This is a genomic window from Thermoproteus sp. CP80, assembly GCF_002077075.2.
Lineage (GTDB): Archaea > Thermoproteota > Thermoprotei > Thermoproteales > Thermoproteaceae > Thermoproteus.
Genome location: NZ_LCWM02000037.1, coordinates 1 through 13,398 on the forward strand (window position 1 = coordinate 1; position 13,398 = coordinate 13,398).

Annotated in this window: 14 protein-coding genes; 8 read left to right on the plus strand and 6 right to left on the minus strand. The window is 64.1% G+C overall.

Going from position 1 to position 13,398, the window contains the following annotated elements:
- Positions 1 to 745, plus strand: a 745-nt coding sequence (locus B7L68_RS07400) for a PD-(D/E)XK nuclease family protein (RefSeq protein ID WP_369907398.1), incomplete at its 5' end; no start/stop codon positions are given.
- A gap of 134 nt (positions 746 to 879) precedes the next feature.
- Positions 880 to 1,926 carry an AAA family ATPase gene (locus B7L68_RS07405; protein WP_081247041.1) on the plus strand — a complete coding sequence of 349 codons (1,047 nt, stop codon included), beginning with the start codon at positions 880 to 882 and terminating at the stop codon, positions 1,924 to 1,926.
- Here B7L68_RS07405 and B7L68_RS08725 read toward each other — a convergent pair.
- The gene (locus B7L68_RS08725; RefSeq protein ID WP_162008413.1) at positions 1,923 to 2,060 is read right to left on the minus strand and encodes a hypothetical protein; all 138 of its coding nucleotides are present in this window, start codon (positions 2,058 to 2,060) and stop codon (positions 1,923 to 1,925) included. The two genes, B7L68_RS07405 and B7L68_RS08725, sit on opposite strands and share 4 nt — an antisense overlap.
- A gap of 132 nt (positions 2,061 to 2,192) precedes the next feature.
- Here B7L68_RS08725 and coaBC point away from each other — a divergent pair, with 132 nt between their 5' ends.
- Entirely contained in the window at positions 2,193 to 3,404 is a 1,212-nt protein-coding gene (coaBC, locus tag B7L68_RS07410) for a bifunctional phosphopantothenoylcysteine decarboxylase/phosphopantothenate--cysteine ligase CoaBC (RefSeq protein ID WP_081247042.1), read from the plus strand.
- Positions 3,401 to 3,646: a hypothetical protein gene (locus tag B7L68_RS07415; protein WP_081247043.1), complete on the plus strand. Its 246-nt coding sequence runs from the start codon at positions 3,401 to 3,403 to the stop codon at positions 3,644 to 3,646. The genes coaBC and B7L68_RS07415 overlap by 4 nt, the downstream gene beginning before the upstream one ends.
- Positions 3,647 to 3,695: 49 nt before the next feature.
- Here the strand turns inward: B7L68_RS07415 and B7L68_RS07420 are convergent, their stop codons facing one another.
- Positions 3,696 to 5,918 (minus strand): elongation factor EF-2, encoded by a 2,223-nt coding sequence (locus B7L68_RS07420; protein WP_081247044.1) that lies wholly within the window; start codon positions 5,916 to 5,918, stop codon positions 3,696 to 3,698.
- Positions 5,919 to 6,048: 130 nt separating this feature from the next.
- Here B7L68_RS07420 and B7L68_RS07425 point away from each other — a divergent pair, with 130 nt between their 5' ends.
- Positions 6,049 to 6,330, plus strand: coding sequence for a hypothetical protein (locus B7L68_RS07425; RefSeq protein WP_081247045.1), 282 nt, complete (start codon positions 6,049 to 6,051; stop codon positions 6,328 to 6,330).
- Here the strand turns inward: B7L68_RS07425 and carA are convergent.
- Positions 6,327 to 7,424, minus strand: coding sequence for a glutamine-hydrolyzing carbamoyl-phosphate synthase small subunit (carA, locus tag B7L68_RS07430; RefSeq protein ID WP_081247046.1), 1,098 nt, complete (start codon positions 7,422 to 7,424; stop codon positions 6,327 to 6,329). The two genes, B7L68_RS07425 and carA, sit on opposite strands and share 4 nt — an antisense overlap.
- Before the next feature lie 65 nt (positions 7,425 to 7,489).
- On the opposite strand from carA, the gene B7L68_RS07435 reads away from it, so the two are divergent.
- Complete coding sequence (locus B7L68_RS07435) at positions 7,490 to 8,767, plus strand: argininosuccinate lyase (RefSeq protein WP_081247047.1); 1,278 nt, start codon at positions 7,490 to 7,492, stop codon at positions 8,765 to 8,767.
- A 41-nt stretch (positions 8,768 to 8,808) separates the two neighbouring features.
- Positions 8,809 to 9,630, plus strand: coding sequence for a lysine biosynthesis protein LysX (gene lysX / locus B7L68_RS07440; protein WP_081247048.1), 822 nt, complete (start codon positions 8,809 to 8,811; stop codon positions 9,628 to 9,630).
- Positions 9,631 to 9,688: 58 nt separating this feature from the next.
- On the opposite strand, the gene B7L68_RS07445 is transcribed toward lysX, so the two are convergent.
- From B7L68_RS07445 to B7L68_RS08730, 3 genes are read right to left on the minus strand one after another with little or no spacing between them, the layout of a single operon-like run.
- Positions 9,689 to 11,167 (minus strand): phenylalanine--tRNA ligase subunit alpha, encoded by a 1,479-nt coding sequence (locus B7L68_RS07445; protein WP_081247049.1) that lies wholly within the window; start codon positions 11,165 to 11,167, stop codon positions 9,689 to 9,691.
- Between the two features lie 33 nt (positions 11,168 to 11,200).
- Complete coding sequence (locus tag B7L68_RS07450; protein WP_081247050.1) at positions 11,201 to 11,434, minus strand: ribbon-helix-helix domain-containing protein; 234 nt, start codon at positions 11,432 to 11,434, stop codon at positions 11,201 to 11,203.
- 40 nt (positions 11,435 to 11,474) lie between these two features.
- On the minus strand, positions 11,475 to 11,618 hold the full coding sequence (locus tag B7L68_RS08730; RefSeq protein WP_162008414.1) for a hypothetical protein: 144 nt from the start codon (positions 11,616 to 11,618) through the stop codon (positions 11,475 to 11,477).
- Between the two features lie 128 nt (positions 11,619 to 11,746).
- On the opposite strand from B7L68_RS08730, the gene B7L68_RS07455 reads away from it, so the two are divergent.
- The coding region (locus B7L68_RS07455; RefSeq protein WP_081247051.1) for a PaRep2b protein at positions 11,747 to 13,398 on the plus strand (1,652 nt) is incomplete at its 3' end.

Genomic DNA, 13,398 nt, shown 5'->3' on the forward strand with positions numbered 1-13,398 from the left:
AGCATATATATGTCCCCGCGGCGGTATCAACGTGTCGCTGGCCGATGAGGTTAGGCGCATCTTGTTGGAGCATCCCGAGATATTAGTGGAGGCCCTCACGGCCCAAGCGCTCTACGAGGCGTTGGCCAAGCTAACCCCCTGGGAGAAGCTCGCCACGAGGGAAGACGTCAGGGCCTTAGCTTCCAGGCTTGACGCCTTGGAGAATGAGGTGGGCGAAATTAGGCGCGAGGCGGCGACCAAGGACGACGTGAAGGCGTTGGCCCTCCGGCTGGACGCGCTGGAGAAAGACGTAGGCGAAATTAGGCGCAACGTAGCCACTAAGGACGACGTCAAGGCCCTAGCCCTAAGGCTTGACGCCCTCGGGGCGCGGTGGGGCGTCGTGAGCGAGGAGGCCTTCAGGGAGGGGGTGAGGGAGCTCCTCAGGGAGACGGGCTACTCCGTGGAGCGGTGGGTGTATTTCGACTCGGCCGGCTACGTCTTCGGCCGCGCCAGCGAGGTGGAGCTGGACATCGTCGTCAAGGACGGGAGGAGGATCGCCGTGGAGATAACCTCCGCCGTCAAGCGCGGTGACCTTTCGGCCATAAGGAGGAAGGCCGAGCTGTACGCGAAGGCGACCGACGCATCACTCGACAGAGTGCTCGTGGTCACCCCATATATACACGACAGAAACCCCCAGTACGTCCCGGCCCTCGCGAAGGAGCTGGGGATACAGATAGTGGCGCCGGGCGAGGCGCCGGAGGCCTAGAGGCCCGCGCCGATCCGCCCTGGGCCCAGCTGACCCGAGGAGCCCCAAGAGGACCCTCGGAATAGGGGGCTCCGGCGTCCCCTCTGGGCAGGCGCCGCACCGCAAAGAATTTAGAGCTAGACATATGTCGCCACGTGGATTTCGTCGACGATCTGATGACGGGCACCACCATGATATACGGGCCGCCGGGGAGCGGGAAGACCTCGCTAGCGGTGAGGATAGCCGCGAGGGCCAAGGGGACCGCCCTCTGGATCTCCACTAGCGAGAACGAGGAGTTCTTCAGGAAGCTGCTGGACAGGCTCAACGTCGCCTACAACAAGTTTAAATTCCTCCACTTCCCCCGCGCCTTCCACGAGGAGATAGCTAGATACGTCTTGGACCACCTGGAGGAGCACGGAATTCTCGTCATAGACTCCATAAACGGCATCGCGGGCCCCAACGCGGACATCGCCGACTTCTTCCACAGCACATTCTACCAAGCGGCGCAGGAGGTGCCCGTGATGGCCATCGCCGAGACCCCCAGCAGGAGGCTCCAGTACGTGGTGGACCACGTAGTCAAGGTGTGGCACAGGATAAACTCCATGGGCCACGTCATAAGGTACGCCCAGCTGGTCAAATCCAGGAAAAGGCCGCCGAGCCCCCGCTACATATTCGACATAGTCCAGGGAGTCGGGATAGTATACATCAAGCCGGTCGAGAAGGTCGTCGCCGAGAGCGCGGAAAGGATTAGGGACGAGAGGCTAGGCGTGGAGACTTTCAGAGGAGCCGAGGTGGGCGTCTTCTCCGACAGCGAAAGCAAGATAGTGGAGAGGATACAGCCGTTTCTCGACGACGAGAACGCCTACCTGCTCGTGTTCTCCACTTTCAGCACGTCCCGGCGGCTCAAGGTGCCCCCCGAGAGGGTGGTGACCGTATCGACCTTCAACGACTTTATGAAGTTCTTCGCCGACGTTGTTCTCGGCAAGGTGAAGCCGAGGTACGTGGTGGCCACGGGCCTGGTCCCTCTGGAGAACCTCAGGGAGGGGGACTCGCTGGAGTATCTAACAATGTTAGGACTCATATCGGGCTATACGGAGCTCACCATAGTGGCGGACGTCGTAGATCTAAAGAAGATTAAAAGCAACTATATATACCAAGCCATGAACGAAAACGTAGTTCTTGGCGAAAAAGGAGAAACCTAAAGGATACCCCAACCTGCGTTCGTACCTGTCGGCTTTATTACACCCGCCAGCGCCAGAGCGAACGCGAGCGCCAACACGCCGGCCTCGACGAATCTCAACACAGTTACCTTGTTGTTTATTTGTTTGGCCTGCATATCTCTTTAAGTATTCATTAATAAAAATAGAATAAATATCCCTAATAATACTAAGGTAATACTTAGTTATGACTATGATATCTAATGGCGTGGGGTTCTGCTAGATTTTTAAGGGGCGGGGGCCGTGTCTCCATGGCCGAGGTGGAGCCTATTAAGCATTCCCTCTCTTCGCTTCTCGGCGGGCTTTCCGTGGCGCTCGTCGTCACCTCGGGGATCTCCCTATATAGGTCCATAGATCTGGCCCGCCTCCTGATCCGGCATGGGGCGGACGTGACGGCGGTTCTGTCGGATAAGGCGGCGCGGCTGGTGAGCCCCGAGCTGTTCAGGTGGGCCACCGGCAGAAGGCCCGTGTCTAGGCTGACGGGGAGGGCCGAGCACGTCTCGATCTGCGCCGAGGCGGATCTGCTGGTCGTGGCGCCCGCCACAGCCAACACCATAGCCAAGGCCGCGCTCGGGGTTGCCGACGACGTGGCCGCCACCTGCATCCACGCGGCTTTGGGCGCGGGGGCCAGGCCCGTGTTTGTGCCCACGATGAACCTATCCATGTGGCGCAACCCAGCCCTCCAGGAGGCGCTGTCCAGGCTGAGGTCCTGGGGCGCGGCGATCGTGGAGCCTAAGGTGGAGGAGGGGAAGGCGAAGTACCCCGAGGTGGAGGAGGTGGCTGAGTCGGTCATAGACGCGGCGGCTCCGCGCGACATGTCGGGGCTTAGGGTGCTCGTCACGGCGGGCCCCACCCGCGAGCATATCGACGACGTAAAGTATATATCTACGCCGAGCTCCGGCCTCACAGGTATGTACTTTGCCCGGGAGGCGGCTGCGAGAGGCGCCGAGGTGGCGCTCGTGGCCGGCCCCGGCGTCAAGGCGCCTCCCAACGTCAAGGCCGTCCCCGTGGTGTCGGTCCTCGACATGTATAGGGCCGTGGCGGAGCTGGCGCCCTCCCAGGACCTCATGGTCTTCTCGGCGGCCCCCCTCGACTTCTACGTGGCGGAGAAGGCCTCGGGCAAGATAAGCAGCGACCTGGCCGAATACTCGGTGAGGCTCCTGAGGGCGCCCAAGATAGCCGCCGAGGCCAGGAGGCTCAACCCCAGGGCGTACATCGTGGGCTTCAAGGCGGAGGTCGGGGCGCCAGAGGAGGAGCTAATACGGAGGGCCAGGGCGCGGATGGAGGAGGGCGGCTGGGACCTCGTGCTGGCCCACGACGTGTCGGAGATGGGCTTCGGCACCCTCAAGGACAGATATATAGCGATATATAGCGACGGGAAGGTGGAGAGGCTGGGCCCTGCGCACAAGCGGGAGCTCGCGCGGGCCGTCCTGGACAGGGCCGTGCGGGCGCTTAGGCGATGAGGTACGTAGCGGTCGTCTGCCCCCGCTGCGGCATGGCCAGCGCCGCAAGGTCGGGCGCCAAGTCCCACGTATGTCCCTTCTGCGGTGCGAGGATTGACCTCGAGAGGGCCTCCGCCATAGCCTCTGGCTCGGCCGAGGAGGTCAGGAGGGCCGTGGCGCGCCACAACGAGGCCGCCAGGAGGCGGGCGGAGGCCCGGAGAGGGGGAGGGCGGGGGGAGGGTGAGCGGTCGGACGCGAATTAGCGGGCGCGCGTTAAAGCCGAGGGTGGGGCTGGAGGAAAATATGTAGCGGTCAGAGGGCCTCTATGAAGTCTGTGGGCTTCGGTATCTCTTCCTTCAGGCCCTTCCTCTTCCTTATCTGCTTCACTAGGTCGGCCAGCATGGCCTCGGGCACCGGCGACCATTTGGAGAACTGCATGGACCAGAACACCTTGCCCGCGGCGGCGGCGCGCAGCTCGTCGCTTATGGTGAAGGACTCGAGGACCGGCAGCTCTGCCCTTATTATGGCCATGTACTCCTCCTGGGTCATGTCCAGTATCTTGCCTCTATGCTTGTTGAGGACGGACGTTATGGCGCCTATGTAGTCCGGATGCACCTTTATGTCGAGCCTGAGCAGGGGCTCCAGGAGGGTGGGCCTGGCTGAGAGTATAGCGGCGAATATGGCGTTTTTCGTGGCCGGCATTATCTGGGCGGGGCCGCGGTGGGCGGGGTCCTCGTGCACGACGGCGTCCGTCAGCACCACCTTCAGCCCTCTTATGGGCTCCTGCGCCAGGGGGCCCGCCTCGCTGGTCCAGCGGAAGCCCTGCACTATGTAGTCCCTTATCTCGCGGAGGTACTGTATGCCGGAGGTCTTGTCGACCAGGACGTTGAAGTAGCGGTCGTCTATGGCCCATATGCCCCTCGCCTCGTCCGTATCCCAGCCCGCCTTCTCCCTCAGTATCTTGGCCCTGTCCCTCGGGTCCATGTCCTCGGTGATCTCCTTCGTGGCTATCAGCTCCACCGTGGTGTCGTCGAGAGGCTCCACGTAGAAGTAGAGGCGGTTGTGCTTGTTGGGGGACTTGCCCTCGAACACGTCCGACCTGGCCCTGACGGACTCGCGGAACCTTATCAAGGGCTGGGACACCGTGAAGTCTATCTTTGTCCTCTCCTTGAGGAGCCATGCCACTATCTCCAGGTGGAGCGTGCCGACGCCCGACAGCAGTATCTGGCCCGTCTCCTGGTCTATCTTCACGTCTAGCGTCGGGTCCTCGATCACCTGCTCCTTTAGGGCCTCCACCAGCTTCGCCAGGTCGGCTGGGTTCTTGGGCTCCACAGCCACTGTGACCACGGGCTCCGATATGTACTTCATGCGCTCGAAGGGCGGGATCCCGCTGCGATCGGCCGCCACTATGGTGTCGCCGGCCCTGGCGTCGTCCGTGCCGAGGAGCGCCACTATGTTGCCGGCGGGCATATACGGCACCACTATGCGGGACGGGCCCATGTATATGTACGTCTGTAGGACCTTCCTCTTGGACTTGGCCCCGATTATGTAGACCTCGTCGCCCTCCCTTATGGTGCCCGAGAAGACGCGGCCGGTGGTTATGAGGCCCGCGTGGGGGTCCACGTTGACCTTGCTGACCGCCATGACGGTGGGCCCGTTGGGGTCGGCCTCGAGGAGGGCCTTGCCGACGTCGCTGTTGAGGTCGCCCCTCCAGAGCCTGGGTATTCTGTACTTCTGGGCGACGTTCGGCGGAGGGACGTGCTCGATTATCATCGACAGGAGGGTCTTGTAGAGCGGGTAGTCTGCGGCGAGCTTGTCCACGTAGCCCTTCTCGTAGGCGTCCGCTATGTTGCTGAACTTTAGGCCCGTCTTCTGCGCCATCGGTATCGTTATGCCCCACTTGTGGAGGGCGGAGCCGAGGGTGACCTGGCCCTTGCCCGGATCGACCTTCCACGCGTCTTTGAACTCGGGCGGGGCGAACATGTCTATAAGGGAGTTGAACTCCTTCACTATGGCCAATATCCTCTGCATTATCTCCTGCGGCGAGAGCCTCAGCTCCTTGATCAGGCGGTCTATCTTGTTTATGAAGAGGACGGGCCTCACGTACTCCTCCAAGGCCTGCCTCACCACGGTCTCGGTCTGCGTCATGACGCCCTCCACCGCGTCCACCACCACGAGGCCTCCGTCCATGACCCTGAGGGACCGCGTGACGTGGCCCGTGAAGTCCACGTGGCCCGGCGTGTCGACGAAGTTTATGAGGTAGGGCTTGCCGCCGTACTCGAAGTACAGCGATATGTTGGCCGCCTTGATGGTCAATTGTCTCAACTGCTCTATCTCGACGTAGTCCATGGCCAACGCCTTCCCGGCCACCTTCGGCGAGAGGAGGCCGGCGCCCATCAGGAGCGAATCCGACGTCGTGGTCTTGCCGTGGTCCACATGCGCCAGGGTGCCCGCGTTTCGTATCTGGGCGGGATTCTTGGCTATGGCCAAGATCTCGTCCAGCTGCTTCTCGACTATCCTGACGACGCTGGACATGCGAGGCTGTGGAGCATCGATATAAAAAATTTAATCAATGCCGAGGGGACGCGGCGTCGGCGCGGCCCGGCGGAGCGCGACGGCCCGAATATAACGTAAGGAATTTATGATATCCTTGCTACGATCCTATATGTGCCTCACCCGGGGTCTGCTCGTGCGTTTCTACGGATCGTTGGATTTCTCGCTTAGATCCCTTCTCCACTTCAGGTCCCAGTCGGCCTTGGGCTATCCCTTCGACAAGGTACTTGTGGAGGAGCCTTGGAGGACCTACGAGGCCCTCGTGAGGCTGGTGGGCAGACACAACGCCGAGGTGTTGCTGGGCATGTTGTACAGATGGTTGAACGAAAACGGATGCTCCATGGATCCGGAGACCTTGAGGAAGTACCTAACCACGAGGGAGGTGTGGGGCTAGCGGGGGCCTCCCGCCATTTTTAGGAACTTGTCGAAAACCCACGTCGTATCCCTCGGGCCCGGCCCCGCCTCGGGGTGGAACTGCGTCGTGAGGATGGGCAGATCGGGGTGGTACAGCCCCTCCACGGTGCCGTCGTCGGGCTGGACGGCCCACGGCCTGAGCCCGCTTCCGGCCGGATCGACGGCGTATCCGTGGTTGTGGGTAGTTATATACGTCCTGCCCGTGAAGTACAGGTCCTTGACCGGCTTGTTTGAGGCGCGGTGGCCGAATCTGAGCTTGTACAGCCGGGCCCCCAGCGCCTTGGACACCACCTGGTGGCCCAGGCATATGCCCATGACGGGGAGCCTCATCTCCACCGCGGCCTCGGCGCCCTCGGCCACCCTGTCGAGCAGATTGGGGTTCCCCGGGCCCGGGCCGAAGAGCACGGCGTCGCAGTCGAGCGCCAGCTCCCACCGCAGGCAGGGGACCCTCAGGACCTTGACGCCCCTCTTGACGAGCTCCCTCAATATGCTCCTCTTGACGCCGCAGTCCACGACCCCCACGCACATATCCCCGCCGCCCAGCTCCTCCGGCTCCCTCGGCGATACCATCAAGGCGTAGTTCACCTCGTCGTACCTCGGCGATTTCCTCAACCTGTCCAGCAGCTCGTCGGGGGGCTCCTGCCCCACTGCCCCCATCATGACCCCGTGCTCTCTGAGCTTCAGGACCAGTGCCCTCGTGTCGACGCCCTCTATGCCCGGCACCCCGGACGACTTGAGCCACTCGTCGAGAGACATGACGGCCTTGTAGTGGCTCGGCCTCGTCGCCTCGTACACCACCACGGCCTCGGCCTTGGGCCCGTCGGATTCGTACTGGTCCTCCGAGACTCCGTAGTTGCCGATAAGGGGATGCGTGAAGACCAGTATCTGCCCCTTGTAGCTCGGGTCGGTGATGGACTGGGGGTATCCGACGACGGAGGTCGTGAAGACGACCTCGCCGACGGCCGTTTTATCCGCGCCGAAGGCCCTGCCCTTTAGGACCGTCCCGTCCTCCAGGACGAGGTAGGCCCTGTGGTTCGCCCCTGCGACATCGCCCCCAAGCCATTTGACATATATAAGTTTTTCGCGTCGTTTTCAGTAATACGGACGGCGCATATTTATAGCCGGGCTCCCGGGCCCCCATGGCCCTCTACAGGAGGTGGATCGGGGGATCCAGCGACGTGGTCTCCGGCTACACCTCGAGCGTCCAGGACGACGCCGAGATAGCCGAGGAGGTCGTGGAGGTCATGCGGGCGCACGTGGCCCATCTGGCCGAGGCCGGCCTCATCCCGAGGGGCGACGGCGAGGCTCTGCTCAAGGCGTTGGGGGAAGCCCGCGTAGAGGACCTCCTGAGGCCCGGCTACGAGGACGTCCACGAGGCGCTGGAGGACTACCTCATCAAGAGGGTGGGGCCGGCCGGAGGCTGGGTGGGCCTCGGCAGGAGCAGAAACGACCACGTGGCGGCGGCCATAAGGCTCAGGCTTCTGCGCCACATGGACGCCCTCTCGGCGGAGGTCGAGAGGCTCATGTGCGTCGCCGCGCGCCGCGCCGCCGAGTACGCCGACTGCGTCATGCCGTCCTTCACCCACTTCCAGCCCGCCCAGCCCATAACGTTCGGCCACTACCTCCTCGCCCTCCACGAGCTTCTGTCAGACTTCCTCTCGGCCCTCGCCGCGGTTAGGCCGGTCGTGGACAAGTCGCCGCTCGGCTCCGGCCCATCCGGCGGCACGTCGGCCCCTCTGGACCGCGTGAGGCTGGCGCGGCTCGCCGGCTTCGGCGGCGTGGCGGAGAACACGCTGTACGCCTCCTCCAGCCGCTTCTTCGCGGGGCTTGCGGCGTCCGTCGTGGCGTCGGCCCTCGCCGAGCTCTCGAGGTTCGTCGACGACCTCGTGGCTTGGTCCAGCCCTCTGCTGGGCTACGTGGAGCCGCCGGCCGAACACGTGTCGACCAGCAGCATAATGCCGCACAAGAGGAACCCGGTGACGCTGGAGGTCCTGAGGGCCCGCATATCCGAGGCGCTCGCGGACGCGGAGGCCCTCCTGGCCGTCCAGGAGAAGATAGGCTACGGCTACAGCCTCGACCTACAGGAGGCGACCAGGCACCTCTGGCGCGTCTTCAAGACCGCCGAGGAGGGCGCATCGGTGCTGAGGAGCTTCCTGGAGGGCATGAGGTTCAACTGCGGCAAGGCCTATCAGGACGCCAGGAGGTACCCCACCACGTCTTCCGACGCCGCCGAGAGGCTGGCGCTCGGCGGAGTCCCCTTCAGGGAGGCCTACTTCAAGATCGCCGAGGCGGTGAAGGCGGGCTCCTCGGATCTGCCCGACCCCCGCGAAGCGGTCAAGAGGCCGGTCCTGGGCTCCCCCGACCCCGAGGGGGTTAGGAAATCGGCGATGGAGAAGCTCTCCGTCTGTCAACAATAAGCTTATAAAGGCCGGCTCCCCCGGAGGGCGATGTCGGGGAAATCGACTTCGTCTACGACCTGTTGAGGCTTGACGAGAGGCTGTTGATGGATGCGCTGAAGAGGCGCGGCGCCTCCGTGAGGCCCGTGGACGCCGAGGATTTGGCCGCGCCGGACGGGCTCGGCCTCGTGGGCTTGATAAGGGTCGCCGGCAGATCCAAGGTCCTCCCGCTGGCCCATACCTACGAGGCGGCGGGCGGCCTATCTATAAACTCCGCCCGGTCGCTATATATATCCCACGACAAGTATTTGACCTACTTGGCGCTTAGACGCGCAGGGGTCCCCACGCCGAGGACCGCGCTGGCCTTCGGCCTGGAGTCTGCGCTCAAGGCGGCGGAGGCCCTCGGCTACCCCGTGATAGCCAAGCCGCTCGACGGATCCTGGGGGAGGCTGGTCAGCCTGGCCAAGTCGCCGGACGATCTGGCCTCGATAGTTGCCCACAAGAGGCATCTGGAGCCCTCCATGCAGGAGTTCCTGGTGCAGGAATACGTGGAGAAGCCGGGGAGGGACATAAGGGTCACCGTCGTGGCCGGGAGGGCCGTCGCGGCCATATACAGATACTCGTCGTCCGACTGGCGCACCAACACGGCGAGGGGCGGCAAGGCAGAGCCCGTCAAGATAGATGGAGAGCTCGAGGAGATCTCGGCGAAGGCCGCCGAGGCCGTCGGCACCATGTACGCCGGAGTCGACGTAGTGGAGTCGAGGGACGGCTACAAGGTGCTCGAAATCAACGGCGTGCCTGAATTCAAAAACGTGCAGAGGGTGACGGGGGTAGACGTCGCGGGCGCCATAGCGGAGGCCGTCCTGGAGGCGGCGCGGCGCTAGGCCTGGCGTGTGCCCCTTCCCCCGGGGGCCCGCTGGCGGCCGACGGCGATAGGCGCGGCTAGAGCGTGTACCTGCGGCCGCTCGAGCCCACGGTCCTCTTGAACGCGCGCCATCTGCGGTGGTATTCGGCCAGCTTGTCGGGATCCACGGCGAAGAGATCCCTTATGTCATCTATGTCCAGCAGTATCATGGCGACCCTGTCGAGGCCCCAGCCCCAGGCCAGGACCCTGCTCCTCTCAACGCCCAGGGGCCTCGTCACCTCGGGCCTGAAGATGCCGGCCCCGCCGAACTCTATCCAGCCCAGCCTCTGGTGCCTCGCGTAGACCTCCACCGAGGGGCTGGTGAAGGGGAAGTAGGCCGGCTTGAACTTCACCTCCTCCATGCCGAGGGCCCTCGCTATCTGCTCCAGCTGGCCGAGGAGGTGCTTGAAGGAGAGGCCCGGCCCGACGACTATTCCGTCGAGCTGGTGGAACTCCACGTTGTGCTTGGCGTCTATGTGCTCCGGCCTGAACACCCTGCCCACGGCGAAGACCTTGTAGGTCCCCTCGCCCCTCTCGGCCAGCGCCCTTATGGTCGTCGCCGTGGTCTGGCTCCTCAGCACCAGGCCGAGGGCCTTCTCGCGGCTCCACCGGTAGCCCCAGCCCGCCTCGTGCTCCCTCCCCACCCTCTCCATGAGCTCGGGGGGAGGCGGCTCCGGCGGCTCCCCAGTCCACTCCACGAAGAACGTGTCGTGGACCTCCCTGGCGGGGTGGTCCTGCGCTTGGAAGAGCGCGTCGAAATTCCAGAACTCGTACTCCAGGATAGGCCCCCTGACCTCCTCGAAGCCCAGCCCGACCATGACCTCCCGGACGTACTCCAGAAACTCCTGGAAGAAATGGGGGACGGGGGCCGGGGCCGGAGGCACCTCTATCGTGGCGTCTATGGGCTTGAGGACCGCCTCCCTCCAGGCGCCGGTCCTCAGGTCGTCAGACGTCAGCGCCGTCTTCATCTGGGCCACCCGCAGCGACGACAGATCGGCGGACGTCTCCACGTATATCTCGACCCTGGACGACCTCCTCACCAGCCTCCTCCTCTGGAACTCCTGGAGCGCCTCCCGCGGCACCTCCCCGCCCGCGGCGAGGGCCTCGAGGAGCCTCTGCCTCTCCTCGACTGCCTTGAGCGCCCTCTCGAGGTCCTCCCTAGAGGCCTCGATCCTCCCGCCGCGCGGGCGGAGGCCGTATCTCGCCAGATTCGCCAGAACTATCCTCCCCTCCGGCGTGTCGGGCACCTCCACGACGCATACATCCCCGCACTTGGCGGACCTAAGGGCGGCCAGCTCCGGCAGCCCCTCCCTCGCGTATTTGGCGCCCTCCTCGGTGAGCTCGTAGACCTCGACCTCACGCCGCTCCACCTGGAGGAGCCCCCGGGCCCTTAGGGACTCCACGTACCTCATGAGGTCCTCGGGCTTCGTCCCCAGCCCGGCTGCGACCTCCCTGAGGCTCCTCCGCCTACTCGCCGACTTGAGTATCTCGTACTCCAGAGGCGAGACCAAGGCCACGGCTAAAATCCGCTCAGTTAATAAGAATTGGGGCTAGCGCCCGGGCAAAACCTCTATCTCCTCCTCGCTTTCCACAACCTCCTCGGCCTGCCTGGCCGCGGGCTTCAGGGACTCCTTGTAGAGGAGCTCCCTGATGGCGGCCCTTATGGCCTCGCTTCTGTTTGGGTATATACCCTTCCTGACCAGTTCGTCCAGCTCCTCCAGCATTCGCTTCGGGACGTGAACAGAGATCAGCGACATCTTCTCCTGCCCCTTATTTCTAGGCATGACCTTTAGAAGAGACCCGCTTAAATTGGTCTCTCAGATATTACGCGTGTATTCCGGCGGCTAGAGGGCGACGCTCCACCCTCCGCAGCACGCCCAGCCTCTGCGGAAGCTCGAAGGCCGAGGCGACCTTGAGCCGCTTCGGAGCCGCGCCCCTGCCCGCGTCCACGCCGTCGCCCGAGCTCATACCCTCATCCTCCTCGCCGCGTTCTTGACGGCCTCGACGGTCGCGCCGGCCGCATTCGCCAGGCGGATGAGCATCCCGTACTCCTTGTAGGTGGCCAGCCAAAGCGCCGCGGCGTCCTCAAGGAGGGCGTGGGGAGGGTTGGGGAGGAGGTCTGGGGCATCGTGGACTTCGCCCTAAACGATATGTACTGCCTGGCGAGGGACTGCGCCAGGGATGAGGTGGCCAGGAAGTTCGTGGAGCCAGCCCTCGAGCTGATGATGCTGGACAAGGCGCTTGAGGGCAAGCTCGATAGGAGGGAGGCGTTGCTGCGCTTCGGCGAGATGTACGCCACGGCGATTGCGGGGGACGGCTACGTGGGGCCGAGGGAGGTCGAGCTGGCCGTAGGGGGAGAGCTTGGAGGCGGCGCCGCGCTCCTGCGCCTTGCTACGTTGCATCTGCTCAACGAGCTCCTGCCCGACGGGCTGAGGTTCGGCGTACATACGTACGTGAAGGAGGGCATATACCGCATAGCCGCCTACGGCGGAGATGCCGCCAGGCTCATGCGCCTCCTCGCGGCGGCGGCGCCCTCCGCCGGCGGAGGGTACTTAAGCCCGAAGTTCGAGGGTTTCGTGGGGGAGGCCCGGGCGGAGGTGCGGTTCGGCGGCATGAGGCTGACTCCAAAAGGCCGCGTCGCCGCCGATCTGACCATATCGGAGGGCGACATCGATGTCAAATACAACGTCTATCTGCGCGAACACGACATCCTGCTCCAATTCGCCTCGACTGACCGCGGCCGCGCAGAGCTCGCGGCGCGCCTCCTCAAGCTGGCGGGCGTCGGCGCGGAGGTGGAGAGAGTGGGCGGCGGAGGCGTGTGGCGGGTCAGAGCCACCACCGACATGCTTGCGGCCGGCCGCAAGGAGCTCAGGGACGCCATCGCGGAGGTCGTTAGGAGGGCCGCCGAGGGCGGCTGGGTGAACAGTGAGACGGCCGACCGCTGGCTGGAGAAGCTGGAGAAGGGGCGCGCGCTGAGGGAGGGCTGGCCGAAGTACAACGTACAACTGACCGAGGGCGCGCTGGTGGTCAGATATCGCTCCACCAACCCCGAAAACATAGAGCGGGAGGCCAAGCGGCTTAGGGACATGGGCCTTGAGGAGGGCAAACACTTCGCGGTGAGGATGCCGGAGGGCGGGAAGGCGGGCTACGTGTACATCCTCAGGGAGGGCCTTGAGCGCGCCGCCTGGCTCTCCGTACACGGCGAGGGCGACCAACAGGAACTTGCGGCGGAGTTCGTAGACCTCATATTGGAGAGGGCCGAGGAGAAGGGCGGCGCCGTGTACAAAAAGGCCCTGGAGGTCGTGAGGAGGGGTAGAGAGGTGGGCTCCCTAAAGCTTGCGGACGTTAGGGAGGCTGAGGTCTTCGTCGGGGGCAAGAAGTACGTCGTGACCGTCCTCGGCGGAGGTGCCGAGTTCGAGGAGGGAGAGAGCGGCAGGAAGTTGCTGAGGATTAAGATAACCGCCGAGATCGACGGCGTCAGGGGCGAGTACACGATTACCTTCGGCAGATATGGGAAAGACAACAAGGCCTTGGGCCGCGCCTACGCCAGGGCCGACGCGCCGGGGGGCAGGGAGGCCGACGCCGAGAGGTTCGCCGCCCTCATAAAGGCCCTCACGGGGAAGGAGCCGTGGGTGTACCGCGTGGGCAACAAGATGGTGGTGGAGTGCGGCGGGGAACACCTAGACGGCTTCGCCCGCTACGCCGAGCTCGCAGACGCCATTACGAGCTGGCTGAAAATCGCGGAAAG